Here is a 25,284-nt window from a genome sequence, read left to right as displayed (position 1 = left end):
CGTGCGCCTTCAGATTCGTTAATTTTCGCCGCTAGGTTTCCGCTGCACGCTTTCAAGGTCCCGCCGCAAATACATATCGTGATCCTTCCCCGCCTGGATGACTTGTGCAGAATTAGCCCGATACCGACGTGAATTGCGACCGCTGAACCGGTAGGGTTGCACTCCCGACCAATGACAGCGCGGGAATAGGCATTTTCCTGCCTTGGAGGAAATATGAGCGGTTTCGACATTTTCGCGATTGTTCTGGTGTTGCTCGTCATCGTCACGCTGGTTGCCGGCGTGAAGACGGTGCCGCAGGGCTATGACTGGACCATCGAGCGGTTCGGCAAATACACCCAGACGCTGAGCCCCGGGCTCAATCTGATCGTGCCCTATTTCGATCGCGTCGGCCGCAAGATCAACATGATGGAGCAGGTGATCGACATCCCCGAGCAGGAGGTCATCACCAAGGACAACGCCACGGTAACGGTGGACGGCGTTGCCTTCTACCAGGTGTTCGACGCCGCGAAGGCGAGCTACGAGGTCGCCAATCTGACCCAGGCGATCACGGTCCTGACCATGACCAACATCCGCTCGGTGATGGGGTCGATGGATCTCGACCAGGTGCTGTCGCACCGCGACGAGATCAACGAGCGCCTGCTGCGCGTCGTCGACGCCGCGGTGTCGCCCTGGGGCGTCAAGGTCAACCGCATCGAGATCAAGGACATCGTGCCGCCAGCCGACCTCGTCGAAGCCATGGGCCGGCAGATGAAGGCCGAGCGCGTCAAGCGCGCCGACATTCTCGCCGCTGAAGGCCAGCGCCAGTCCGAGATTTTGCGCGCCGAGGGCGCCAAGCAGGGCCAGATCCTCCAGGCCGAAGGCCGCCGCGAGGCCGCCTTCCGCGACGCCGAGGCGCGCGAGCGTCTGGCCGAGGCCGAAGCCAAGGCGACGCTGGCGGTGTCGGAAGCGATCGGCAAGGGCGACGTCGCCGCGTTGAACTATTTCATCGCCGACAAATATATCAAGGCGTTCGGCCAGTTCGCGGACGCGCCGAACCAGAAGATCATTATGCTGCCGATGGAAGCAACCTCCATGCTGGGCTCGCTCGCCGGCATCGGCGAGATCGCAAAGGCAACGTTCGGCGAAAGCGCCGCCTCCGCAGCCGCCGCCGCCCGCCGCACCGGCTCGGTGCCGACGACAGGCAGCACGCCGCCGGCGGTGCCGCCGCGGCAGGGATAGTCACCGGAGCATGTCCCTCCGCACGGGGGCATGCACCATGATGGAAGGTCGTGTCATGATCGACATGTTCGTATCGCTCGGCAGCTGGAATTGGCTGATCTTCGGCTTCGTCCTGATGGCGCTGGAGGTGCTGGCGCCGGGCATATTCCTGTTCTGGCTCGGGCTCGCCGCGCTGCTCGTCGGCCTGATCTCGTTCACCGTCGTCCTATCGTGGCAGATCCAGCTCGTGATGTTCGCGGTGTTTGCCGCCGCCGCCGTGCCGATATGGCGCCGCCTTGCGCGGCCGAAGCCGGATGCAAGCGCCAGCCCGTTCCTCAACAAGCGCACCGAGGCACTGCTGGGGCGCGAGTTCACGCTGGAGAAGCCGATCATCGACGGCAGCGGCACCGTGCGCATCGGCGACACCGTGTGGCGCGTCGCAGGTCCGGATACGCCGGCCGGGACGCGGGTGAAGGTGGTGCAGGTCGACGGTGCGAACCTGACCGTGGCGGCGGCGTAGCCGTCTCTTACCCTCCCCTGGAGGGGGAGGGTCGATCGCGCGTAGCGCGAGCGGGGTGGGGTGATCTCTCAACACGGGCGCTGCCGCCGTGGAGAGACCGTCACCCCACCCCGTCTCACATTTCGCTACGCTCCATGTGAGCCGACCCACGGGCGAGCTTCGCTCGTCCCGGACCCCCCCAGGGGAGGGTAAGAAAAAGCGCTACCCCTTCCACCTCTCCGCAAACCGGTGCAGCGGCATGACCATCTCGCACAATTCCCGCCCGAGCGGCGTCAGCCCATAGCCTCCGCCTTCCCCCAGCTCCACGAACCCCGCCTCGCGCAGCTCCGTCAGTCGCGCTTGCAGCACGGTCGGTGAGGCCTCGTCGCAGGCGGTGCGCAATGCGCGGGAGGTGAGGGGCTCGCCGCGCAACTCCCACAATATTCGCAGGCTCCAGCGCCGGCCGAGCAGGTCCAGCAGCGCCATGATCGGCCGCCCGGTGCGCGAGCCGCGGACGCTTCCTGATGCTGCCTGTTTTGCCATCGCCCCGCCCCCTTGCGTCGTGCTACAGATAGTGTAGCGTATTGCTACAATAAATGTAGCAAAGGAGGCGGCCGATGTCCCAGTCCACGCCGCGCATTGCCCCGCTCACCCCGCCTTATCCCCCGGAGATCCAGGCGCAGTTCGATCGCATCATGCGCGGCGCGGCGCCGCTGGTGCTGTTCCGGGTGATGGCAGGCCATGCTCGCGCCTGGGACAAGTTTCGCGCCGGCGGCCTGCTCGATCCCGGCCCGCTCTCCCTGCGCCAGCGCGAAATCGTCATCGACCGCACCTGCGCGCTGAACAGATGCGAGTATGAATGGGGCGTGCATGTCGCGGTTTTCGCCGGGCCGGCGAAGCTCGCCGAAGACGAGGTGCGTGCCACCGTGCAGGGCGATGCGACGTCACCGTGCTGGTCGCCGGCCGAACAGGCGCTGATCGCAGCGGTCGACGCGCTGCATCACCGCGCGACGTTCAGCGACGCCGAGTTCGCCGCGCTCTCCGCGCATTACGACGAGGCGCAGATCCTGGAGATCATGCTGCTGTGCGGCTTCTATCGCACGGTGTCGTATCTGGCGAACGGGCTGCGGCTGCCGCTGGAGGAGAACGCGGCGCGATTTCCGGCGGTGGACTCCCTCGCCCCGCAAGCGGGGAGAGGCGAAGAAATTACGCCACGCCCGCCCTCAGCAGATCGTGCAGATGCACGATGCCCACCACCTTGCCCGCCTCGGTCACGACCAGCGTCGTGATCTTGCTTGTGTTCAGCACTTCGATCATCTCGGTGGCGAGCATGGACGGCGGCACGGTCTTCGGCTGCTTCGTCATGATCTCGTCGACCGACGCCGTCAGCAAATCGGGCCGCATGTGGCGGCGCAGATCACCGTCGGTGATGATGCCTGCGACCTCGTTTGCTTCGTTGACGATGCAGACGCAGCCGAGGCCCTTGGCCGACATCTCGACCACGGCCTCCGACATCTTGGTGCCCAGGGGCTTGACCGGGATCTCGGCGCCGGTGCGCATATAGTCGCGGACGAATTTCAGCATCGCGCCCAGCTTGCCGCCGGGGTGGAAATGCGCGAACTCCAGCGCGGTGAAGCCGCGGCCTTCGAGCAGCGCGATCGCGAGGGCATCGCCGATCGCGGCCTGCATCAGGGTCGAGGTGGTCGGCGCCAGATTGTGCGGGCAGGCCTCGCGCGCCTTCGGCAGCTCGATCACGAGGTCGGCGGCTTGTCCCAGCGAGGAGGCCGCGTTCGACGTCACCGCGATCATGGGAATGGCGAACCGCGCCGAGTAGTTCACGAGGTTCTTCATCTCCGGCTGCTCGCCGGACCAGGACAGCGCCATGATGACGTCGTCGGTGGTGATCATGCCGAGATCGCCATGGCCGGCCTCCGCGGCATGCACGAAGAAGGCGGGGGTGCCGGTCGAGGCCAGCGTCGCCGCGATCTTGCGCCCCATATGGCCCGACTTGCCGAGCCCGGTGACGATGACGCGGCCCTTGGCGTTGCGGATCAGATCGACCGCCTTGGCAAACGTTTCGCCCAGCGGGCCGCGCAGGGCGGCTGCGAGCGCGTTGATGCCGCCGCTCTCCGTCTCCAGCGTGCGGAGCGCGGATTCGACGCTGTCGGGGATGGGGCCGGATGATTGGGTCATCAGCGGTTTCGAACTCGGCATGTTCTGGTCCAGGGAGGAGGGGGCGTTTGCCCGGTCGGCGCCTCATTAGCACGCCGCGGCCGTGGAGGCGACGAGCGCGCCTAAGCCCTCAACCGGTCATTAACCATAATTGTTTTAACTCCATTAACGATGGTTCCCGCCAGCCGGCGGAGGTCACCGTGAAAGTGTTTGATTTCGTTGGAGTTATTCCATCGTGGGGTCGTCTCCAGGCACCGGCCGGAGCAAACGCGCGCAGTTCCTGCGCGCGGCTTTGCCGTGCCTAGCGCCGGGTCTTGCGCTGACGGCCCTCACAAGCGCGCCCGCGGCCGGCCAGAGCCTCACGCCCGATCTGTTCAATCCCAACCGCGGCGGCTTCGCCGCGCCCGAGACGCTGCCGACGCGCCGCACGGCAGGCGTGCCGCAGGCGCCGTCGGATGCGTTGCCGGCACTGCCCGATCCCAGTGCCGATCCGCGCAAACGCCAGCAGACGCCGGCGACCTCGCGCGTCGGTCAGGTCCCGACCTACGGACTGCCCGCCGCCACCGGCGCGAGCGGCTCCGGCTATGATTCGCTCAACCGCAAGCGACAGCAACCAAAACTCTATCCGGGCCAGCCGAAGCCGAAGCGCGCCGCCGGGCCCGGCTCGCCGGTGCCGACCACGGCGCCGCCGCCCTCGACGCTCGGCCTGCCCAGAATCGCGCCGCCGCCATCCGCGTCCGCCAACAAGGCGCCGGTGCCGGCGGCGATGGCGGGCACCGTGCCCGGACAGCCGCTGCGCCGCCGCCTCAAGGCGGATGACGATGCTTTCGGAGCCGTCGGCGACTATGCCGGCAGCTTCCTGATCAAGGGCGGGCTCGAGCTCTCCACCGGCTACGACAGCAATCCGACGCGTCTCAACAAGCCGGTGGGATCGCCAGTCTATGTCGTTGCACCGGATCTTCTGGTGATGTCCGACTGGGAGCGCCACGCGCTGGTCGCTGACCTGCGCGGCTCGTTCTCCGGCTACACCAACAACATGCCGGCGACGATCAACGGTTTTGCCTCGCCTTCGCCGGTCGAGGCCGATCGTCCCGACTTCACCGGCCATGTCGACGGCCGCCTCGACGTCAACCGCGATCTCAAGCTGACCTCGCAGCTGCGCCTGCGGCTCGCCACCGACAATCCCGGCAGCCCGAACGTGCAAGCCGGCCTGCAGAAATATCCGGTGTACGCCGCCTACGGCACCACCGTCGGCTTCGACCAGACCTTCAATCGTTTCCAGGTCGCCGCCGGCGCCACCGTCGATCGCACCGCCTACACGGACTCCAAGCTCACCGACGGCTCGACCTTCAGCAACGGCGATCGCGATTTCAACCAGTATGGCGGCATCGGCCGCTTCTCCTACGACCTCAAGCCGGGCCTGAAGCCATTCGTCGAGATCCAGGGCGACACCCGCGTCCACGACCAGGCCGCCGACCGCAACGGCTATTTCCGCGATTCAAACGGCGGCTACGCCAAGGTCGGCTCGTCCTTCGAATTCTCGCGCATCCTCACCGGCGAAATCTCGGTCGGCTATTCCGCGCGCAACTACACCGACCCGCGCCTCAGCCAGCTCGCAGGGTTTCTGACCACGGGCTCGCTGATCTGGAATGCGAGTGGCCTCACCACGGTGAAATTCTTCACCGACACGCAGATCGCCGAGACCACCATCCCCGGCTCCTCCGGCGTGCTGGTGCGCACCTATTCGGCCGAAGTCGACCACGACTTCCGCCGCTGGCTCACCGCCGTCGGCAAGTTCACCTACGGCACGCTCGACTACCAGGGCCAGAACCGCAACGACAAGACCTACTCGTTCGAGAGCAGTTTGATCTACAAGCTCAACCGCAACATCTGGGTCAAGGGCACGCTGCGCCACGACATCCTGGATTCGAACCAGCCGGGCTCGAGCTCGCAGGGGACGGTGGTGATGGTGGGCGTGAGGTTGCAGAATTAGGGGCTGCGGTGAGGCGCGTTTGAGCGCATGCGGCTTGGTTCGGCTCCGCTCTCGCCACTTACTCCGGTGTCATGCCCCGGCTTGACCGGAGCATCCAGTACGCCGCGGCCTATCCGTATACGTTAGATGTCTCTAGAATACTGGATCGCCCGGTCAAGCCGGGCGATGACACCGTTTGCTGACCGGCGGCGGAGCAAAAAGCTCACCGCGGCAGATCCGTCTTCCCCATCAGGAACGTGTCGATCGACCTTGCACACAGCCGACCCTCGCGGATCGCCCACACCACCAGCGACTGGCCGCGGCGCATGTCGCCGGCGGTGAAGACGTTCGGGCGGGAGGTCTGGTAGTCCAGCGTGTTGGCCTTGACGTTGCCGCGCGGGTCGAGCTCGACGGCGAGCATCTTGAGCATGCCCTCGTGCACGGGGTGGACGAAGCCCATGGCGAGCAGGACGAGCTCGGCATCGAGCTCGAACTCGGTGCCGGCAATCGGCTTGAACTTGTCGTCGACATGCACGCAGTGCAGCTTCTTGACCTGGCCGTTCTCGCCGGAAAACTTCTGGGTCAGCACGGCGTATTCGCGCACCGCGCCTTCGGCCTGGCTCGAGGACGTCCGCATCTTCAGCGGCCAATTCGGCCAGGTCAGGCCCTTGTTCTCGCGCTCGGGCGGGGCGGGCATGATCTCGAGCTGGGTCACGGACAGCGCGCCCTGGCGCAGCGAGGTGCCGATGCAGTCGGAGCCGGTGTCGCCGCCGCCGATGACGACGACGTGCTTGCCGCCGGCCAGGATCTCCTGGACGCCGTTCAGTGGCTCGCTGGCGACGCGGCGGTTCTGCTGCGGCAGGAAGTCCATGGCATAGTGGATGCCTGACAGCTCGCGGCCGGGAATCGGCAGGTCGCGCGGGGCTTCCGCGCCGCCGGTCAGCGCCACGGCGTCATACTCGTTGAGCATCTCGCGCGGATCGACATTGCCGTCGGAGCCGACATGGCTGTTGTAGTGGAAGGTGACGCCTTCGCCTTCCATCTGCTTGACGCGGCGGTCGATGACGCCCTTCTCCATCTTGAAGTCGGGAATGCCGTAACGCAGCAGGCCGCCGGCCTTGGCGTACTTCTCGAACAGATGCACGTCGTGGCCGGCGCGCGCGAGCTGCTGTGCGCAGGCCATGCCGGCCGGGCCCGAGCCGATCACCGCGACCTTCTTGCCGGTCTTGACCGCAGCGATCTCGGGCTTGAGCCAGCCATTGTCCCAGGCGCGGTCGACGATCGCGCATTCGATGGTCTTGATGGTGACGGGGTTGTCGTCGATGTTGAGCGTGCAGGAGGCCTCGCACGGCGCCGGACAGATGCGTCCCGTGAACTCCGGGAAATTGTTGGTCGAGTGCAGATTGCGCGAGGCTTCTTCCCAATTGCCCTGGTAGACGAGGTCGTTCCAGTCGGGGATCTGGTTGTTGACCGGGCAGCCGGGCGTGCCGGGCGCGACCGAGCCGGTGCCGTGGCAATAGGGAATGCCGCAATTCATGCAGCGCGCGGCCTGGTCGCGCGTTTCCTTCTCGGTCAAGGGAACGACGAACTCGTTGTAATGCTTCACCCGTTCGGCGACCGGGGTGTACTTGCGGTCGTGCCGTTCGATTTCCAGAAAACCCGTGATCTTGCCCATTAAACCCGAAGTCCCTGCCGCTTAAGTTCTTTGTTCTCTCACTCCTCATCCTGAGGAGCGGCGCGCTCTTCGCGCCGCGTCTCGAAGGATAGAGGCCCGGATGGTGGTCTCATGGTTCGAGGCGGCGCTTTCCGCGCCTCCTCACCATGAGGGCTTTCTCTTACGCTCCGATCGCGATTTTCGGCTCGGCGTCCGCGTTGGCGGCCATCTCGCGCAGCGCGCGCCGGTACTCGACCGGCATCACCTTGCGGAATTTGGGCAGCCATTCCTTCCAATTGGCAAGGATGTCGGCGGCGCGCTTGGAGCCGGTGGCTTTCGCATGGCGCGAGATCAGGACGTGCAGCCGCTCGACGTCGGAGGCGAGCAGGTTGTTGAACACGTCGACCCGGCCGTGCGCCTCGAGGTCACCGGAATGGTGATAGGTGCCGGCGTTGATCAGTTCCTCCGACAGCACCGGCTCGAGCTCGACCATCGCCATGTTGCACAGCCTGTCGAAATCACCGGTCTCGTCGACCACGTAGGCGATGCCGCCGGACATGCCGGCCGCGAAGTTGCGCCCGGTCTTGCCGAGCACGACCACGATGCCGCCGGTCATGTATTCGCAGCAATGATCCCCCGCGCCCTCGACCACGGCGACCGCGCCCGAGTTGCGCACGGCAAAGCGTTCGCCGGCGATGCCGCGGAAATAGCACTCGCCCTCGATCGCGCCGTACATCACGGTGTTGCCGACGATGATGCTTTCTTCCGGCACGATGGCGGAGTTCTTCGGCGGCTTGACGATGATCTTGCCGCCCGAGAGACCCTTGCCGACATAGTCGTTGCCTTCACCTTCGAGCTCGAAGGTGACGCCGTGGGCGAGCCAGGCGCCGAAAGCCTGGCCTGCGGTGCCCTTGAGGCTGACATGGATGGTGTCGTGCGGCAGGCCGGCATGGCCGTAGATCTTGGCGACCGCACCGGACAGCATCGCGCCCGCGGAGCGGTTGGTGCTGTTGATCGTGGCCTCGATCTTCACCGGCGCGCCGCGATCGAGCGCAGGCGTTGCCTTCTCGATCAGCGAGCGGTCGAGCACCGCCTCCAGATGATGGTTCTGGCGCTCGGAGTGATAGATCTTCTGGCCCTTCTCTTCCTTCTGCTTGACGAACAGCTTGGAGAAATCGAGGCCCTTGGCCTTCCAGTGCGCGACAAGTTTGGTCTGGTCGAGCAGCTGAACCTGGCCGACCATCTCGTTGAAGGTCCGGAACCCGAGCGAAGCCATGATCTCGCGGACTTCCTCCGCAACGAAGAAGAAGTAGTTGATCACGTGCTCGGGCTGACCGGTGAAGCGCTTGCGCAGGACGGGGTCCTGGGTCGCGACGCCGACCGGGCAGGTGTTGAGATGACACTTGCGCATCATGATGCAGCCGGCCGCGATCAAGGGGGCGGTGGCGAAGCCGAACTCGTCGGCGCCCAGCAATGCGCCGATCACGACGTCACGGCCGGTGCGGAAGCCGCCGTCGACCTGGACCACGATGCGGCTGCGCAGCCGCTCGCGCACCAGGGTCTGGTGGGTTTCGGCTAGCCCAATCTCCCAGGGCGAGCCGGCGTGCTTGATCGAGGTCAGGGGTGAGGCACCGGTGCCGCCTTCGAAGCCGGCGATGGTGACATGGTCGGCGCGCGCCTTGGCAACGCCCGCGGCCACCGTGCCGACGCCGATCTCGGAGACGAGCTTGACCGAGACGTCGCCCGTCGGGTTGACGTTCTTGAGATCGTAGATGAGCTGCGCCAGATCCTCGATCGAGTAGATGTCGTGGTGCGGCGGCGGCGAGATCAGGCCGACGCCCGGCGTCGAGTGCCGGACCTTGGCGATGGTTGCATCGACCTTGTGGCCGGGCAACTGACCGCCTTCGCCGGGCTTGGCGCCCTGCGCCATCTTGATCTGCATCATGTCGGAGTTGACGAGATACTCCGTGGTGACGCCGAAGCGGCCCGAGGCGACCTGCTTGATCGCCGAACGCATGGAATCGCCGTTCGGCATCGGCTTGAAGCGGTCGGCTTCCTCGCCGCCTTCGCCGGTGTTCGACTTGCCGCCGATCCGGTTCATGGCGATGGCGAGCGTGGTGTGGGCCTCGCGCGAGATCGAGCCGAAGCTCATCGCACCCGTGGCGAAGCGCCTGACGATGTCCTTGGCGGGCTCGACCTGGTCGACCGGGATCGGCTTGCGCTTCTCTTCGTCGGCGTTCTTGATCCGGAACAGGCCGCGCAGCGTCAGAAGCCGCTCCGACTGCTCGTTGAGGATCTTTGCGAAGGCGCGATAGCGCTCCTGCGAATTGCCGCGCGCGGCGTGCTGCAGCAGCGACACCGATTCGGCGGTCCAGGCATGGTCCTCGCCGCGGCTGCGATAGGCGTATTCGCCGCCGACGTCGAGCGCGGTCTTGTAGACCTGCGCCTCGCCGAACGCGTCGGCATGACGGCGCACCGCCTCCTCGGCGATCTCGCCAAGGCCGACGCCCTCGACGCGGGTATGCGTGCCCGCGAAGAACTTTGCGACGAAGTCCGCCTTGAGGCCGACCGCGTCAAAAATCTGCGCGCCGCAATAGGACTGGTAGGTCGAGATGCCCATCTTGGACATCACCTTCAAAAGGCCCTTGCCGATCGACTTGATGTAGCGCTTGACGATCTCGTAATCGTCGAGCGAGCCGGGCAGGCGGTCCTTCATCGCGACGATGGTTTCGAACGCGAGATAAGGATTGATCGCCTCGGCGCCGTAGCCGGCCAGGCAGGCGAAGTGATGCACTTCGCGCGGCTCGCCGGATTCGACGACGAGACCGACCGAGGTGCGCAGTCCGACGCGGATCAGATGATGATGCACGGCGGCGCAGGCCAGCAGTGCCGGGATCGGCACCCGGTCGGTGCCGACCATGCGGTCGGACAGGATGATGATGTTGACGCCCTCGCGCACCGCGCTTTCGGCGCGCGCGCAGAGCTCGTCGAGCACCTGGTCCATGCCGGCCGCACCGAGACCGGCGTGGAAGGTGGTGTCCAGCGTGCGCGACTTGAAGTGCGACTCGGCAACATCCGAGATCGAGCGGATCTTTTCGAGATCCGCGTCGGTCAGGATCGGCTGGCGCGCTTCGAGGCGCTTGGTGGTGGCAAGGCCCTGCAGATCGAACAGGTTCGGCCGCGGTCCAATGATGGAGACGAGGCTCATCACCAGCTCCTCGCGGATCGGGTCGATCGGCGGGTTGGTGACCTGTGCGAAGTTCTGCTTGAAGTAGGTGAATAGCGGCTTGGCCTTGTCCGACAGCGCCGAGATCGGCGTGTCGTTGCCCATCGAGCCCGCGGCTTCCTCACCCGTGGCCGCCATCGGCGTCATCAGGATCGCGATGTCTTCCTGGCTGTAGCCGAACGCCTGCTGGCGATCGAGCAGCGACAAATTGGAGCGCACGCCTGTCGTCGGCACCTTCGGCAGCTCTTCCAGCACGATCTGGGTCCGCTCCAGCCACTCCTTGTAGGGGTGGCTCTTGGCGAGCTCGGCCTTGATCTCGTCGTCCGGGATCAGGCGGCCCTGCTCGAGGTCGACCAGCAGCATCTTGCCGGGCTGCAAGCGCCACTTGGTGATGATCTGGTCCTCGGGGATCGTCAGCACGCCCATTTCGGACGCCATCACGATGCGGTCGTCCTTGGTGACGAGATAGCGCGCGGGCCGCAGGCCGTTGCGGTCGAGCGTGGCGCCGATCTGGCGACCGTCGGTGAAGGCGATCGCGGCGGGGCCGTCCCACGGCTCCATCAGCGCGGCATGATATTCGTAGAAGGCGCGGCGCTTCTCATCCATCAGCGGATTGCCGGCCCACGCCTCCGGAATCATCATCATGACGGCGTGCGGCAGCGAGTAGCCGCCCTGCACCAGGAATTCGAGCGCGTTGTCGAAGCAGGCGGTGTCCGACTGTCCTTCGTAGGAGATCGGCCAGAGCCGGTTGATGTCCTTGCCGTAGAGCTCGGAGCTCACTGAAGCCTGGCGCGCCGCCATCCAGTTGGTGTTGCCGCGCAGCGTGTTGATCTCGCCGTTATGCGCGATCATGCGATAGGGATGCGCCAGCGACCAGGCCGGGAAGGTGTTGGTCGAGAAGCGCTGATGCACCAGCGCGAGCGCGCTCTCGAAATCTGTCTCGTGCAGATCGGGATAGTACTTGCCGAGCTGGTCGGCGAGGAACATGCCCTTGTAGATCACGGTGCGGCAGGACATCGAGCAGGGGTAATAGCCTGCGAGCCCGCGGTCGCGGCGCTGGTAGATCGCCTGCGAGATCGACTTGCGCAGGATGTAGAGCCGACGCTCGAACTCGTCCTCGGTCTTGGCGGTGCCGTTGCGGCCGATGAACACCTGCATGCAGGCGGGCTCGGTCGGCTTCACGGTGACGCCGAGCGAGGAATTATCGGTCGGCACGTCGCGCCAGCCGAGCAGGGTCAGGCCCTCCTCCTTGATCTGGTCGGCGATGATGCTCTTGATGACGTTGCGCCATGCGGTGTCGCGCGGCATGAACAGCGCGCCGATGGCGTATTCGCCGGGTGCGGGCAATGCGAAGCCGAGCTCCTTCGCCTTGCGGCTGAAGAAGGCGTGCGGGATCTGCACCAGGATGCCGGCGCCGTCACCGGCGCGCGGGTCGGCGCCGACGGCGCCACGGTGCTCGAGATTGCACAGGATGCTCAGCGCGTCCGCGACGATCTCGTGCGACTTCTTGCCCTTGATATTGGCGATGAAGCCGACGCCGCAGGAATCCTTTTCCAGGCTCGGATCGTAGAGGCCAACGGCTGGCGGGCGCGAATTGTGTTCCTGAATCGGATCGGTCGTTTTCGAGGCGACCGTCGCCGACAGCTCTTCTGCCACGATGTTTGCGCGCTCGAATTGCGACCCGTTCATTGTTCCAATCCTCTCCATGCGGCAAGCTGCCTCACCGCCATCATCGGCGCACCTTGGGCGTTCCGCGGCACCCGCCTCTGGGTCACCGCTCGTCCGCTAGCGAGCCGCATTTTCTTAAATTCAGGCCAAGGCGTTCTTCGTCCCCGAGAACGGCTTTGCCCGTTGCCTTATGGTGCTCGAAAGCACCCGCTTTCGTTGCAATTCCAATGCCGGAACCGCAAGCAAAATTGAGACAGTCTTCCTGTCCTAACCATCACCTTGCCAAATTTTTGTCTAGCACACAAGCGTGCGGAAGTCCCGATTCCCGATATGTCAATCAATCGCTTTCCGAAAGTTGCGCGGCCCCGGTTTTGAAGCAACGCGCCCCGATTCGGCCCTGTGGGCGCCGAAATCCCAAATGAAGCTTCGGATCAACCCTTCGAAAGGCGCGCCACGCCGCAAGAAGCGAAAGAGCGCGAGGCATTCGGGGGCCTGACAGGAGCGTGTCGACGATGAAGTTTTTCACAGGATGTGTGGCTGCCGCCACGCTGGCGCTCGCCATGAGCGCCGGGCATGGGCAGGTTTTGGCGCAAGTTCCCGCGAACGGTATTGCGAGAGGGGCGATCATCCCGGCGTCGGATTTCGACGGACCCTATGCGCCCCCCGAAGCCGCCCCGCCATCGCTGCCGCGTTACGGCCAAGGCTACGGTTACGGCCAAGGCTACGAAGAGCGCGGTCCGGCGTTGCTGCCGTCGACCGAGGTCTACGCGGTCTTGCGTGAAAACGGCTTCTCGCCGCTCGGCATCCCGCGCCTGCGCGGCAGCGTCTACACCATCGCGGTGATCGACCGTCGCGGTGACGACGGCCGGCTCGTGATCGACGCCCGCGACGGGCGGATCATCCGTTTCATGCCAGCCGCCGACGCCTACGGCATGGCGCCCGCCTATGACGAACGCGCGGCCTCGCCTTACGGTCCGCAAAGCGCGCTGCCGCCGCCGACCGTGATCCGCAGCGGCCCGCCGCGGCCGCCGGCCGCGATCCCGCACGTGGCGAGCCGCGCCGTGCCGCTACCCAAGGCCGCCCCGCGACGCGGCGAGACGCCGGTCGCCGCCGCCAAGCCGGCGGAGCCGGTGACGCAGCAGGCTCAGGCGCCGCAGGCCCAAGCCCCGCAGCAGACCGCTGCGGCCCAAGCGAAGTCGGCCGAGGCCGCGCCACAAGCCATTGCGCCAACCGTCGGCCAGGCCAAGCCGGCACCGACGATTCTGCCGACGCAGGAGATGCCTGCCGCGCAGGGGCTGGATTAGCACTGCGAGTTTGACGCGATCGCGCCGGCCGCACCCACGCCGTCGTCCCTGCGAACGCAGGGACCCATACCGCGTGATCATCGGTGCGGATGAGGTGCGAGGACCGGACCACTGGCCTTCGCCAAACTGCTCCCTGGGGTTATGGGTCCCCGCGTTCGCGGGGACGACATCCGGGAGACTGAGCAAAACAAAAAGCGCCCGAGGATCTCGGGCGCTTTTGCGATGTCGCGGCGAAGCCTCAGCTCCGCGGATACCCGGCCGCTTCCAGGATCAAATTCGCGACCTCCTTCGGATGCGACACCAGCGAGAGGTGGCCTGCGTCGAGTTCGATCGTGGTGGCGTTCATGCGCTTGGCGAGGAAGCGCTCGAGATCGGGATTGATGGTGTAGTCGTTCTTCGACACCGCGTACCAGCTCGGCTTCGAATGCCACGCAGCTTCCGTGGTGCGGCCGGCGAAGATCGACGCCGCGGTCGGCCATTGCACGGCGTAGAGCTCTTTGGCCTGTTCGGGCTTCACGCCGTTGGCGAAGTACTTCAGGAAGGCCTCTTCCGAAAGCTTGGTGTAGCCGTCGCGCTCGACGATGCCGGCGCGGACGGGGCCGGTTGGAAACTGTTTCGACAGTGCGACGAAATCCTCGTTCGCATCCGGCGCACGGGCGGCGACATAGACGAGCCCGGTCACTTTCGGATCGGTGCCGACCTGGCTGATCACGGTGCCGCCCCAGGAATGCGCGACCAGCACCGTCGGACCATCCTGCTCGGCCAGCGCGCGCTTGGTCGCCTCGACCGAGTCCGCAAGCGACGACAGCGGATTCTGCACCGCGGTCACGTGCAGGCCTGCGGCCTGGAGGATCGGGATCACCTCCGACCAGCTCGAGCCGTCGGCCCAGGCACCGTGCACCAGCACGACGTTTTTTGCCTTCACCGTTTGCGGCGTCTGCGCATGAGCAAGGCTGAGGGGAGCCGCCAGCAGGCTCGCGGCGACAAAAAGGCTGCGCCAGAGTGACATGATCTTTCTCCGTCTTGTTTTGGGTTCGATCTCGAAAGGACGGCACGTGGAGCGTCGGCGTTACGCGCGGTCACCAAGCTGTGACAAGCGTCTGGTCGGGGAGCATCGCGATTGCGCAATCGATGCAGCTATCTCTGGTTTCCCGCGCCTGAACCGGACCAGACTTAGAATGACGACCCGAACCTGTATTTCCATTTCGACCGAAAACAAAAGCCGCGGACTGAGCACGCAAAAAACGCCCCGGGGCACCGGGGCGTTTTCGCAACCTGGAAGTGGCCTATTGCTTAGGCAGCGACCGAGTTCTCGATCACCTGCGCCTTGGGTGCGCTGGTGTTGATCGCGATCTGGCGCGGCTTCTTCGCCTCGGGAATCTCACGGACGAGGTCGACGTGAAGCAGCCCGTTCTCGAGCGAGGCGTCCTTCACCTGCACGAAGTCGGCGAGCTGGAAGGCGCGCTCGAAGGCACGCGCGGCGATGCCGCGGTAGAGCACTTCGGACTTGCTGTTCTCGTTGGCGACTTTCTCGCCCTTGATCGTCAGCGTGTTTTCCTTCGCGACGATGGAGAGCTCATCCCTGGCGAAGCCCGACACCGCAACGGTGATGCGGTAGGCGTTCTCGCCGGTACGCTCGATGTTGTAGGGGGGATAACCGGGGCTGCCGTCCGAGCTGGCCTGGTCGAGCAGGCTGAAGAGGCGGTCGAAGCCGACGGTGGAACGATAGAAGGGGGTGAGATCATAGCTACGCATGGTCAAGTCCTCCATTGAGCGACTGTTGGGTAACCCGCCCGCCAATCGGGCCGGGCTTTAGTCTGTGTGCAGCCTGATGTTCCGGTTCCGAAACACTGGTAGCGGCCTGCACGAAGATGATATGGGTGGAACGAGACGGCGTTCAAGAGGGCGGCAATCAGCGCCTTTTCGGCGCTCCCGCCCCTTGATTTACAGCACTTCGCGCCCAAGCACTTCCAATCATGACGCTGGTCTCGATCCCGTCCAATCCCGTCCCCGAAGACGTCGTCAGCGGTACCATCAAGACGCCCGATGGTGCCGAGCTGCGCTTTGCGCGCTGGGCGCCGCCGGCGAACCGCAAGGGCACCGTCTGCGTCTTCACCGGACGCAGCGAGCAGATCGAGAAATATTTCGAGACCGTGCGCGATTTGCGCGACCGCGGCTTTGCCGTGGCGATGATCGATTGGCGCGGGCAGGGCCATTCCTCGCGCCGCCTGCGCGACCCGCGCAAGGGCTATGTGCGCGATTTCTCCGATTTCGAGGTCGATGTGGAGGCCTTCGTGCAGCAGGTCGTGCTGCCGGATTGCCCGCCGCCCTTCTTCGCGCTGGCCCACTCCATGGGCGGCACGGTGATGCTGCGGGTGGCGCATGCGGGCAAGCGCTGGTTCGATCGCATGGTGCTGTCGGCACCGATGATCGACCTGCCCGGCCGCACCACCTCGCTTCCGGTGCGTGCGCTGCTCAAGACCATGCGCCTGCTCGGGCAGGGCGGCCGTTATGTCCCCGGCGGCAGTGACCGTCTCACCGGGCTCGATCCCTTCATCAACAATCCCGTGACCAGCGATCCGGTGCGCTATGCGCGCAATGCCGCGATCCTGGAGGAGGACCCGACGCTCGGGCTGGCATCACCGACCGTGGCGTGGGCCGACACCGCCTTCCGCGCCATGAACACCTTCAAGGGCAAGAACTACCCCTCGCAGATCCGCCAGCCGATCCTGATGCTGGCGGCCTCCAACGACGCGGTGGTCTCGACCGCGGCGATCGAGGAGTTCGCCTATCACTTACGCGCCGGCTCCCACCTCGTGATCGCCGGCGCCAAGCACGAGATCCTCCAGGAGCAGGACCGCTACCGCTCCCAGTTCTGGGCCGCCTTCGACGCCTTCGTGCCGGGCACGCCGTTGTTTAAGTGAGGGGACCTTCGCCCTCGCCCCGCTCATGTCCGCCGAAGCCTTGGCGAAGGCGGATGCGGGGACGCGACGAGCTTCGCTCGCGCTGAGAGGGTCGCGGTGAGGGGAGTCTCCGCGGGGGCGGTGAGAGTTGGATTCGCGAAGAGTCCCCCTCACCCGAATTCGATCTGCGATCGAATTCGACCTCTCCCCGCAAGCGGGGAGAGGTGAAGATCATCTACAGCGTCTTCAGATACTCGATCAGATCGTAGCGCTCGGCATCGTCCTTGAACATGCGGCCGATGACGCCGTCGCGTTTCGGTTCGCCTTCCTTGCGCTCGAAGGAATGGCCGAGCACGCTGTTACCCTGGACCGGGTCCTTCTCCGACCCCGCCGAGAACTGCGTTTCGCCCGTCTTGCACGTCTCATCCGCGGTCACCGCAAAGCCGACGGTGATGGGATCATAGTCGCGGCGGCCCATGCAGAATTTGGTTGGGCGCTCGTTCGCCGGCTTCAGCAACCAATACAGCGAAGGCACCGAACCGTTGTGCAGGTAAGGCGCCGTTGCCCAGATGCCGTTCAATGGCCGCGCGCGATAGCGCGGGTCGGGCGCCGGATTGAGACAATTCTTGCGCGCGAGATTCCACAATCTCGCCCGTTCGGCCTCCGGGACCTTCTCGTCGTCCATCCATTTGCGGGCGACGAGATCGACCACCGTCATGAGCCCGAGCGCATAAACCATCTCATTGGGCGATTTGCTCGCGGTCGGGATGTCGCATTGCCACCATTTCTGGAGGTCGGCCGTATTCACCTTCAGGAAGCCGGGCACATCGACGATCCTGTTGCTGAGAACAAGGGATTGTTCGGGATCCGTCTTGATCTCCTTGAGGGGAATCGTGACCGCGTTCAGGACCTTGCTGTCGCCGCTCGCCTCCCAATGAGTCGAGGACCAGAAAGCCTTGGTGTTGACGGCCGGCAGGTGACATCCGGAGCACATCTCGGTGTAGATCTTGCGGCCGTTCTCGACCTTGGCCTGATCGATCCTCCATGCGTCGCCGAGGATCTGCGAGGGCCATTGCGGCGCCAGCAGGCCGCCGAATCTCGGATCGGCAGAGGGATCGGCCGGCTTGAACGGATCGGGGCCTCTCAGCATGTCCTCGATCCAGCCGAGTGTCCTGATGTTCACTGAGGACCGCCACAGCCGGTCCTCCGGATAGGCGTCGGACAGGTTGAGCAGCGCCGTCACGCCGAGCGCTTCGCCGGCGTTGCGGATCAACGGCTGCTCGATCGACGCGTCGTACTGGGCGAATTTGAACCAGGGCACGGTCCAGATCGCGGGGTAGCTGACCGGAGCATCCTGGGCATGCAGGTTCTTCTCGAAGCCCTTGATCCCGCTCAGCGCGAGATCCTGCGAGAAGACCTGGTTGCCGATGCGATTGAGAGCGTCGAGGCGGCCGAACCCTTCCTCCGTGTCCTGCTGCTGCCTGCCGTTCCAGGTCTTCTTGCTTTCAACCGTCTTTTGCTGGGTTTTCGCCCAGTCGATCAGGAACGTGCCGATCGCGCTGAGCTTCTGCTTGAGTGCGGCGCGGTCAGTCTTGCTGGCATCGGGGCCGAGCACGCGATCGGCAAAGCGCTGGAAGCGGAACGGGACATACAGGGTGTAGGCGATCGACAGGCCGGTCGAGAGCTCCAGCTTCTTCAGGTCGGTCATGGCCGGGCCGCCGTCGAAGCGCACATCCACGCCCTGGTAATGGATCTGGCCGGTGTGGCAGGCCGCGCAGGTCAGCCCGATCTTGTCTTCCTCGCGACGGCCGGTCGCGGGATCGACGACGCCGGTCATCCGCGCGAAACCGACCGGCAGGCCGTCGACGTTCTCCACCGGCGTCCATCTGGTCGACCAGTCCGGCACCTGCGTCGTCTCGTAGACATTGGCGTAACCGAAGCGGCGCAATGTCGTCGTGTCGGTCTGGATCGATTGCGGGCTGGGAATAAAGCCGAAGCCTTCGAGGTAGGCGCTGTCCTTCATCATGCCGGGCTTCGAGAACAGATGAAGGCGTGGCTGCTCCAGCGCCATGAACCATTCATAGGGCACGGGGAAGGTCGCGGTGCCCTGGCTGGCATGGTGGAACCAGTGCCGGTCCTTCAGCGACCAGTTTTGCTCGAGCCAGAAAGCGGCCTTCGTCTCCGGGACCGCAGGCAAGGGCGGCGGCAGGAGATTTACGAGAATTCCCTTCTGCGGCAGCATGGCGCGAACCTGATTGGGGAATTCGGCCACCGCGACAAGAGCAACGAGGCCGACGGCGACCAGCAAGGCCGCAAGCTTGAGGGCGCCCCGCACCACGCGCTGGCAGGTGGATAGCACCGGCGGGACCAGCCGCTGGTTGATGCGCGCGGGGAATTGGCGCTCGTTGAACAGCGTGCGCACGTCGGCAACGCCGAGATAGCGATCCTCGCCCGTGCCCTTGCCGATGATCTTCAGGAGGATCGGCCATTCGAACTTCATCAGCAGCGGGTAGTACCAGCGCGCGGCGCTGCCGGCGCGCTTGAGGTTGTCGCGCATGAAGATTTCGATTTCCGAGGCGTTGAGGCCCAGCTCGGAGCCGCCGTTCGGATCGGTGTAAGTCCGGCCGAAACTCGCGAACCGAGCGATCTCGTCCTCGTTGACCTTGCCGTCGACGCCGAGGATGCGCGAGCCGGCACCGCGTTTGTCCAGCGGGCCGCCGCGCAGCGCATCGAGCTGCGCGCCCGAAAAGATGCTCTTGAGGATGTGACCGAGACCGTTGGCGATGAGCGCCACGCCGCGGACCTGGAGCCGGGCAGACGCCTTCTTCAGCCCGGTCTCGCCGGTCGCGTTCGCGATCGTCTCCGACAGCTTGCCGAGCGGGACGGTGCCGCCCTCGACGAAGCCCTCGCCGACGAGGCCGCGCAGGAATGGGCAGGGATTGTTCGGCGAGACCTGGATCGAGGGATCGAACGGCGGTTTCGAAGCGGGGTCATGCATGGCCCAAAATCCTGAAAACAGCGAATCGTGAAATGAGGCGCCGATCAAGCGCGGAAAGTCCTAACAAACCGACATCAGATTATACTACTTCAGCGTGTGGCGAAGTGTGGCCGAATTCACTGTCCTGTCAACAAGAGCAGGCGGGTCTGGCCAAAGACTGAGGGAACACCGTGGAGGACCGCGGTCTGCCGGTCAGGATTCGGCGACGCGTTTGACGTCGCTCTGCACCAGCGTCAGCTTGCCGAGCGGCACGCCGGCCTTCAGCAGCCCCTCGCGATAATGGGCGAGATCCTCGGGCCGCTTCCAGTGAAAGTTGCGCAAATGACGATCGACATTGAGGGTCGGGTAGTTGCCCATCAGCACGCCGGTCGCCTCGCTCGCCTCGGCGGCCCGGCCCAATTGTGCCAGGGCTGCGGCGCGGATCGCCAGCGCCTGCATGTGGTTGGGGTTGATGTAGAGCTGCTCGCGCGCCCATGACAGGGTCGCGTCATATTGGCGCAACAGATAATGGCTGAAGGCGTTCAGTGCCGCCCATTGGTAGCGCGGGTCGCTGTTGTCGCGCTGCGCGGCCATCGAGAACAGCTCGATCGCCTCCCGGTGCTCGCCGATAACGAAATGGCAGATGCCGAGCACGCCGCGCGCGCCCATGTCGTAGGGATTGAGCGCGACCGCGCGCTTGGCCGCGTCCATCGCCGCCTCATAATGCCCTTCCATGGCGTGCGCCCAGGACAGGATCGAGAACGCAAAGGACGAGCGCGGGTCGAGCCGGACGCTGGTTTCGGCGAGGTTCATCGCCTCGGCCCACATCTCGCGCGTGCCCTTGACCCAGCCGAACTGGATGCTCTGGATCTGGATCGTGGCGAGATAGGCGTGCGCGATCGACAGTTTGGGATCGACCCTGATGGCTTCCCGGAACAGATCGACGGCGGTGGCCAGGTCCTCCTTGGTCTGCCGGTAGTAATGCGACAGCCCCTTGAGGAAGCGATCCCAGGCGGTGACGTCGGTCGAGAGCCGCGCGGGCGCCGAGGCTTCGGCACGGACGATCTCCGTGGCGATGGCGGCGGACAGATTGGTCGTAATCTCGTCCTGCATCGCGAAGAAGTCGCCGATGTCGCGGTCGTAACGGCCGGTCCAGAGCTGCTCGCCGGTCTCCGGTGCGATCAGCTCGGCGGTGACGCGGATCTTGGCTCCGGCGCGCCGCACCGAGCCCTGGATCAAATAGGTGGCGTCGATCTCGCGCGCGATCAGGCGGGTGCTGGTGTTCCTGCCCTTGAAGGCGAAGGTCGAGTTGCGGCTCAGCACGCGATAGAAGGATTGCAGCGACAGCGCGTGGATCAGATCCTCGGTGAGGCCGTCAGAGAAATATTCGTCCTGGGCATCGCTGAGATTGGCGAACGGCAGCACGCCGACGATCGCGGTGCGGTATTGTTGCGAGAGGGCGGACGCCTCCCGGAGCTCGGGCGCGAGCGCCGGTGCACCCTCGGGTGTCCAGGTCCAGACCCCGACCGCATCCTTGATGTTCTTGAAGCGATGATTGCCGGCATCGACCAGCGGCACGCTGAGATGCTTGCTCGCCTCCTTGTAGGCCTTGGCCGAGATCGCAAAGCCGCCCGGGCTCGCGACCGATTCCAGACGGACGGCAATGTTGACATCGTCACCGAATACCTCGTCCTCATCGGCGATGACGTCGCCCATATGGATGCCGAGGCGGAACTGCATGGCGCGGTCGGCCGGCAGATGGTGGTTGCGCTCCGCCATCAGCGTCTGCATCGCGATCGCGGCTTCGGTGGCGCCGACGATCGAGGGGAACTCCAGCAGGAAGCCGTCGCCGGTGTTCTTCACGACGCGGCCGCCGTGATTGAGGATGATCGGGTGGATCGCGCTGCGATGGGCCTTGAAGGCGGCATGGGTGCCGGCCTCGTCGCTGCCCATCATGCGCGAATAGCCGGCGACATCGGCGCAGACGATGGCGGCCAGACGTCTTTCCATATCCCGGAAGCTCCAAGGGATCGATAGGTGATCGTGAAGGGACCTGGGACTGGCCACGGCGTGGCAAGTCGGCTCGAATCCCGCATTTCAAGAACCTTGCCTTTATAAAGCAGATGTGGCCGAGCGGAAGCATGATCCGCATTGCAAATTCGAGGTAAATCCCACGCAATCCCGGCGGTGGACGGCGGCGGCCGAACCGACTAAGCGGAATTGCGACCGCACGAACGGGCGGCAGGGGCACCTTTTGCATGCTGGGCATTCACGAAATCGGGCTCTTCATCCTCTCGGGCGTGCTGCTCAACATCACGCCGGGGCCTGATTCCGTCTACGTCATCGGTCGCAGCATGCAGATGGGCTGGCGGGGCGGCGCCGCGGCCGCATTCGGCATCAGTTGCGGCTGTTTTGTCCATGTCGCGGCCGCCGCGATCGGCCTTTCGGCCCTGCTGATGGCCTCGTCGACCGCCTTTTCGATCCTGAAACTGGTCGGCGCGGCCTATCTCGTGTTCACCGGGATTCAGATGCTGTGGTCGCGCCCGGTGCTGGTGGTGGCGATCGACGAGCCGGTGCGAAGCTCGCTGCGGCGGGTGTTCCTCCAAGGGGTCTTCACCAACGCGCTCAATCCCAAGGTCGCGCTGTTCTTCCTGGCCTTCCTGCCGCAATTCGTTGCGGCCGATTCACCGCACAAGCCGCTCGCCTTCCTGACGCTCGGCCTGATCTTCATCTCTACAGGGACGCTGTGGTGCCTGGTGCTGGCCGCGTTCGCGGCCAAAGCCGCCCACCGGCTCCGCGAGTCCGAGGGCGCGATCGCCTGGGTCAACCGCGCGCTCGGCGGCCTCTTCATCTATCTCGGCATCCGCGTCGCCATGCTGGAGACGCGGTAGCTCGTTCGAACGGATGAGGGAAGCCGCGTAGGGTGGGCAAAGGCGCACTTGCGCCGGGCCCACCACCTCTGTCGGTCACAAAAAATGCGTGGGCACGCTTCGCTTTGCCCACCCTACGATCTGCCTCCAACGAATTCCTTCGCCAGCGCGCTGCCGGCGAGATAAAGGCCGAGCAGGATCATCGCGATCAGGAACCAGCGGCGGAACGCTTCCGCCGGCATTCGCGCCCGCACCGACTGTCCCACGAACATGCCGGCAAAAGCCATGGCCATGCCCACCGCGCCCGGCACGACATTGGCTGGCGTCAACAGGCCAACGGCGGTGAGGTTGAAGGCCAGCGCCAGCGTCGCTGTCGTGAAGAACACGCCGAGCGCCTGAACCAGCTCGTCCTTCTCCATGCCGATCGCCTGCATGAACGGCATCGAGGGGATCACCTGCACGCCGGTCGAGGCCGAGATCACGCCGGTGACGACACCGACCACGCCGCCCACCCATTTCTCGTTTTGCTGCGCGACGCGGAATTGGAGCTTGTTCAGACCGATCACGGCATAGATGACGAGCAGAACGCCGAGCACGATGGTGCCGTAGCGCGCATGCGGGCCGGTCAGCGCGCCGGCATTGAGCCAGCATCCGATCACGGTGCCGATCATCAGCGGCCACAGCCGCTTCAGGATGTCGCGCAGATAAGGGCCGACGAAGGTCTGCCAGATGTTGGTGACGATGGCGGGCACGATGACGATGGCGATCGCGCGGCTGGGCGTCATGCTCACCGCGAGCAGGCCCATGGACACGGTCGGCAGGCCGAGCCCGACCACGCCCTTGACGAATCCGGCGACCAGGAAGACGGCGGCGATGACAATGAGAAGCGGGTCGATCATGCCTGCACATTGACCGAAGCCGCGCCGACGCACAATCTGGAGGTTACGGAGCAAGCCTTCGTTGGAGACGAAGGCTGGCGCATGATCCGGACCCTCAGGGCCGCGTCAGCGCAAAGTGCGCAGCGGTTTTCCGTCAAGATCGTGCTCCAACAACAAGAAAGAGACCTGCCATGCGTTTCGACCTCGTCGACCTCCAGCTGTTCATCGCGGTCGCCGACCAGCGCAGCATCACCCGCGGCGCGGAGCGGTCGCATCTGGCCCTGGCCTCGGCCAGCGCGCGCATCAAGGGGCTCGAGGACGCGCTCGGGGTCGCGCTGCTCAAGCGCGGGCGGCGCGGCGTCGAGCTGACCGCGGCGGGCGAAAGCCTGCTCGACCATGCGCGGCTGGTCATCCACCAGATCGATGCCATGCGCGGCGATCTCGCCGGCTTTGCCTCTGGCGTGCGCGCCAGTGTGCATTTCCTCGCCAACACCTCCGGCCTGTCCGAACATCTACCGAAGGCGCTGGCCGGCTTCCTGCGCGAGCATCGCGACATCGCCATCGACATCGAGGAGCGCGAGAGCACCGACATCGCGGCCGCGATCACCGCAGGCGCGGCCGATCTCGGTTTCGCCGCCGAGCACGCGCTGCCCGATCATATCGAGCGCTTCGTGTTCAGCGAGGACCGCTTGGCGCTGGTGACCTCGCGCCGCGGCCCGTTCGCCGGCCGCCGCCAGATCGATTTCCAGGAGGCGGGGGCGTGCGAGTTCGTCGGGCTGACCAGCGCCACCGCGCTTCAGATGCATATTTCGAAGCACGCGGCGCGGCTCGGCATGCGCCCGCATTTCCGCGCACGCCTGCGCGATTTCGACGCGATCTGCCAGATGGTCGCCGCCGATGTCGGCGTGGCCCTCGTGCCCGAATCCGCCGCCCGCCGCTGCGCCAAGCTGATGCCTCTCGCCATCGTCCGCCTGCGCGATGCCTTCGCCAACCGCCGCCTCGTGATCTGCGCGCGCAGCTTCAAGGCGCTGCCACGGCCGGCCAAGATGCTGGTGGAGCATTTAAGGGCAGAGACGGTGTGAGCAGTGCCGTCGCGATCGAGGAGCGACGTCCTGACAGACCGCGCCTAGTGCGTGTTCGATTTCTGCCATTTCTCCAGGTCGACCGGTGGCCGCTTCGGATCGATCTGGTCTTTCTCCGGATTGCTCAATTCCCCGCTAGATATCCGTTTCCGCGCCGACGCCTTGGGAAGCATGCTGCTGTTGGTCGGCTACAGCATGTCCGACCCCAACATACGTCTGCTCCTGCATCGGCATATTTGGGACGATTCCGGCCACCGCCAGGACCGGCCGAAATCCCTTGTATTTGTCGCGCAGCGTAATCCTGTGCAGGAAGCCGTCTTGGCGAACTGGGACATCACCACCATTGCGCCGATGGATGGCGTGACCGCTTCCCTCGATCAAGGCTGCCGTGATCGCGCCCGCCGATGAACCGGCCACCCAATCGATCCGCGGTGCCAGATCAGTCAGGGCTTCGAATGCCCCGCCATGATAGGCACCCAGGCCCAGGCCGCCGAGAAGACCACGGCCGTCAGGGATCGCTCCGGGTCCATGGCACGGCTCGCCTTAGCGGAGGTTACTTACCGGTATTCCCTGTAACGGCGTGCCTGGGCATAGCGCGGGTTGATGCCGCAATAGGCGTGCGTGCCCGAGGCGGTCGCCATGCATTGAGCGTAACTGGCAAACTGGCAATTGCCCGGATAGCCCCAGGTCCGGCCCTGGAGGCAGTAGCGATCCTGCGCAACTGCCGAGGTCGAACAGCCAAGGCACGCCATGAACGACAGAGTGGCGGCAGCTATCAGCAAACGACGCTTCATGGAAATCTCCAATTTCGACATTGAAACGCGGCCAGTGAGGCGGCGTTCCAAATGGGCTCGGCACGCCTGGGGTCGCGGCACATCGTGT

The 25,284-nt window shown here is 65.2% G+C and carries 17 protein-coding genes and 2 pseudogenes; 9 read left to right on the top strand and 10 right to left on the bottom strand.

Features of this window, described 5'->3' with window-relative positions:
• Positions 1–213: 213 nt before the first annotated feature.
• Both GGD67_RS06955 and GGD67_RS06950 read left to right on the top strand, forming a co-directional pair.
• A complete protein-coding gene (locus tag GGD67_RS06955; protein WP_018316177.1) occupies positions 214–1,218 on the top strand; it encodes an SPFH domain-containing protein in 1,005 nt (334 codons plus the stop codon).
• 55 nt (positions 1,219–1,273) lie between these two features.
• Positions 1,274–1,717 carry an NfeD family protein gene (locus GGD67_RS06950; RefSeq protein ID WP_179732242.1) on the top strand — a complete coding sequence of 148 codons (444 nt, stop codon included), beginning with the start codon at positions 1,274–1,276 and terminating at the stop codon, positions 1,715–1,717.
• Positions 1,718–1,918: 201 nt separating this feature from the next.
• Here the strand turns inward: GGD67_RS06950 and GGD67_RS06945 are convergent, their stop codons facing one another.
• The gene (locus GGD67_RS06945) at positions 1,919–2,239 is read right to left on the bottom strand and encodes a helix-turn-helix domain-containing protein (protein WP_092255516.1); all 321 of its coding nucleotides are present in this window, start codon (positions 2,237–2,239) and stop codon (positions 1,919–1,921) included.
• 74 nt (positions 2,240–2,313) lie between these two features.
• Between GGD67_RS06945 and GGD67_RS06940 the strand changes: the two are divergent.
• Positions 2,314–2,862, top strand: a pseudogene (locus tag GGD67_RS06940) (carboxymuconolactone decarboxylase family protein); the annotation flags it as partial.
• A gap of 40 nt (positions 2,863–2,902) precedes the next feature.
• Here the strand turns inward: GGD67_RS06940 and GGD67_RS06935 are convergent.
• Positions 2,903–3,910 carry an SIS domain-containing protein gene (locus GGD67_RS06935; RefSeq protein ID WP_179731790.1) on the bottom strand — a complete coding sequence of 336 codons (1,008 nt, stop codon included), beginning with the start codon at positions 3,908–3,910 and terminating at the stop codon, positions 2,903–2,905.
• 193 nt (positions 3,911–4,103) lie between these two features.
• Here GGD67_RS06935 and GGD67_RS06930 point away from each other — a divergent pair, with 193 nt between their 5' ends.
• Positions 4,104–5,861: an outer membrane beta-barrel protein gene (locus GGD67_RS06930; protein ID WP_179731788.1), complete on the top strand. Its 1,758-nt coding sequence runs from the start codon at positions 4,104–4,106 to the stop codon at positions 5,859–5,861.
• A gap of 202 nt (positions 5,862–6,063) precedes the next feature.
• Here the strand turns inward: GGD67_RS06930 and GGD67_RS06925 are convergent, their stop codons facing one another.
• Together GGD67_RS06925 and gltB are read right to left on the bottom strand one after the other, a co-directional pair.
• Entirely contained in the window at positions 6,064–7,515 is a 1,452-nt protein-coding gene (locus tag GGD67_RS06925; RefSeq protein WP_179731786.1) for a glutamate synthase subunit beta, read from the bottom strand.
• A 160-nt stretch (positions 7,516–7,675) separates the two neighbouring features.
• Complete coding sequence (gltB, locus tag GGD67_RS06920; RefSeq protein WP_018316170.1) at positions 7,676–12,409, bottom strand: glutamate synthase large subunit; 4,734 nt, start codon at positions 12,407–12,409, stop codon at positions 7,676–7,678.
• 491 nt (positions 12,410–12,900) lie between these two features.
• Here gltB and GGD67_RS06915 point away from each other — a divergent pair, with 491 nt between their 5' ends.
• Positions 12,901–13,692 carry a hypothetical protein gene (locus GGD67_RS06915; protein ID WP_179731784.1) on the top strand — a complete coding sequence of 264 codons (792 nt, stop codon included), beginning with the start codon at positions 12,901–12,903 and terminating at the stop codon, positions 13,690–13,692.
• A 238-nt stretch (positions 13,693–13,930) separates the two neighbouring features.
• Here the strand turns inward: GGD67_RS06915 and GGD67_RS06910 are convergent, their stop codons facing one another.
• The gene (locus GGD67_RS06910) at positions 13,931–14,701 is read right to left on the bottom strand and encodes an alpha/beta fold hydrolase (RefSeq protein ID WP_179731783.1); all 771 of its coding nucleotides are present in this window, start codon (positions 14,699–14,701) and stop codon (positions 13,931–13,933) included.
• A 284-nt stretch (positions 14,702–14,985) separates the two neighbouring features.
• Positions 14,986–15,447, bottom strand: a complete 462-nt coding sequence (locus GGD67_RS06905) for an Hsp20 family protein (protein ID WP_026201620.1) — start codon at positions 15,445–15,447, stop codon at positions 14,986–14,988.
• 221 nt (positions 15,448–15,668) lie between these two features.
• Here GGD67_RS06905 and GGD67_RS06900 point away from each other — a divergent pair, with 221 nt between their 5' ends.
• Positions 15,669–16,616 carry an alpha/beta fold hydrolase gene (locus GGD67_RS06900; protein ID WP_028140009.1) on the top strand — a complete coding sequence of 316 codons (948 nt, stop codon included), beginning with the start codon at positions 15,669–15,671 and terminating at the stop codon, positions 16,614–16,616.
• A gap of 214 nt (positions 16,617–16,830) precedes the next feature.
• Here GGD67_RS06900 and GGD67_RS06895 read toward each other — a convergent pair whose 3' ends face one another.
• Entirely contained in the window at positions 16,831–19,593 is a 2,763-nt protein-coding gene (locus GGD67_RS06895) for a di-heme-cytochrome C peroxidase (RefSeq protein WP_179731781.1), read from the bottom strand.
• 192 nt (positions 19,594–19,785) lie between these two features.
• Positions 19,786–21,582 carry an adenylate/guanylate cyclase domain-containing protein gene (locus GGD67_RS06890; protein WP_179731779.1) on the bottom strand — a complete coding sequence of 599 codons (1,797 nt, stop codon included), beginning with the start codon at positions 21,580–21,582 and terminating at the stop codon, positions 19,786–19,788.
• A 248-nt stretch (positions 21,583–21,830) separates the two neighbouring features.
• On the opposite strand from GGD67_RS06890, the gene GGD67_RS06885 reads away from it, so the two are divergent.
• Complete coding sequence (locus tag GGD67_RS06885; protein WP_179731777.1) at positions 21,831–22,463, top strand: LysE family translocator; 633 nt, start codon at positions 21,831–21,833, stop codon at positions 22,461–22,463.
• A 113-nt stretch (positions 22,464–22,576) separates the two neighbouring features.
• Here GGD67_RS06885 and GGD67_RS06880 read toward each other — a convergent pair whose 3' ends face one another.
• Positions 22,577–23,341: a sulfite exporter TauE/SafE family protein gene (locus tag GGD67_RS06880; RefSeq protein ID WP_179731775.1), complete on the bottom strand. Its 765-nt coding sequence runs from the start codon at positions 23,339–23,341 to the stop codon at positions 22,577–22,579.
• Between the two features lie 170 nt (positions 23,342–23,511).
• Between GGD67_RS06880 and GGD67_RS06875 the strand changes: the two genes are divergently transcribed.
• Together GGD67_RS06875 and GGD67_RS06870 are read left to right on the top strand one after the other, a co-directional pair.
• A complete protein-coding gene (locus GGD67_RS06875) occupies positions 23,512–24,402 on the top strand; it encodes a LysR substrate-binding domain-containing protein (protein ID WP_179731773.1) in 891 nt (296 codons plus the stop codon).
• A gap of 126 nt (positions 24,403–24,528) precedes the next feature.
• Positions 24,529–24,810 (top strand): annotated as a pseudogene (locus GGD67_RS06870) (SIR2 family protein); the annotation flags it as partial.
• A 149-nt stretch (positions 24,811–24,959) separates the two neighbouring features.
• Here the strand turns inward: GGD67_RS06870 and GGD67_RS06860 are convergent.
• Positions 24,960–25,196 (bottom strand): DUF3551 domain-containing protein, encoded by a 237-nt coding sequence (locus GGD67_RS06860; protein ID WP_092255938.1) that lies wholly within the window; start codon positions 25,194–25,196, stop codon positions 24,960–24,962.
• Positions 25,197–25,284 lie beyond the last annotated feature (88 nt).

The organism is Bradyrhizobium sp. IAR9, from assembly GCF_013408065.1.
GTDB lineage: Bacteria > Pseudomonadota > Alphaproteobacteria > Rhizobiales > Xanthobacteraceae > Bradyrhizobium.
Note: the sequence above shows the minus strand (reverse complement) of the source record. Positions and strands in the feature narration are given on the sequence as shown.

Bases quoted from the DNA above. Each gene is read 5' to 3' on its own strand.
- GGD67_RS06900 (WP_028140009.1), top strand. From the start codon at position 15,669: ATGACGCTGGTCTCGATCCCGTCCAATCCCGTCCCCGAAGACGTCGTC.
- GGD67_RS06875 (WP_179731773.1), top strand. From the start codon at position 23,512: ATGCGTTTCGACCTCGTCGACCTCCAGCTGTTCATCGCGGTCGCCGAC.
- GGD67_RS06915 (WP_179731784.1), top strand. From the start codon at position 12,901: ATGAAGTTTTTCACAGGATGTGTGGCTGCCGCCACGCTGGCGCTCGCC.
- GGD67_RS06925 (WP_179731786.1), bottom strand. From the start codon at position 7,515: ATGGGCAAGATCACGGGTTTTCTGGAAATCGAACGGCACGACCGCAAG.
- GGD67_RS06955 (WP_018316177.1), top strand. From the start codon at position 214: ATGAGCGGTTTCGACATTTTCGCGATTGTTCTGGTGTTGCTCGTCATC.
- GGD67_RS06860 (WP_092255938.1), bottom strand. From the start codon at position 25,196: ATGAAGCGTCGTTTGCTGATAGCTGCCGCCACTCTGTCGTTCATGGCG.
- GGD67_RS06890 (WP_179731779.1), bottom strand. From the start codon at position 21,582: ATGGAAAGACGTCTGGCCGCCATCGTCTGCGCCGATGTCGCCGGCTAT.
- GGD67_RS06905 (WP_026201620.1), bottom strand. From the start codon at position 15,447: ATGCGTAGCTATGATCTCACCCCCTTCTATCGTTCCACCGTCGGCTTC.
- gltB (WP_018316170.1), bottom strand. From the start codon at position 12,409: ATGAACGGGTCGCAATTCGAGCGCGCAAACATCGTGGCAGAAGAGCTG.
- GGD67_RS06895 (WP_179731781.1), bottom strand. From the start codon at position 19,593: ATGCATGACCCCGCTTCGAAACCGCCGTTCGATCCCTCGATCCAGGTC.
- GGD67_RS06885 (WP_179731777.1), top strand. From the start codon at position 21,831: ATGCTGGGCATTCACGAAATCGGGCTCTTCATCCTCTCGGGCGTGCTG.
- GGD67_RS06935 (WP_179731790.1), bottom strand. From the start codon at position 3,910: ATGCCGAGTTCGAAACCGCTGATGACCCAATCATCCGGCCCCATCCCC.
- GGD67_RS06945 (WP_092255516.1), bottom strand. From the start codon at position 2,239: ATGGCAAAACAGGCAGCATCAGGAAGCGTCCGCGGCTCGCGCACCGGG.
- GGD67_RS06880 (WP_179731775.1), bottom strand. From the start codon at position 23,341: ATGATCGACCCGCTTCTCATTGTCATCGCCGCCGTCTTCCTGGTCGCC.
- GGD67_RS06910 (WP_179731783.1), bottom strand. From the start codon at position 14,701: ATGTCACTCTGGCGCAGCCTTTTTGTCGCCGCGAGCCTGCTGGCGGCT.
- GGD67_RS06950 (WP_179732242.1), top strand. From the start codon at position 1,274: ATGATCGACATGTTCGTATCGCTCGGCAGCTGGAATTGGCTGATCTTC.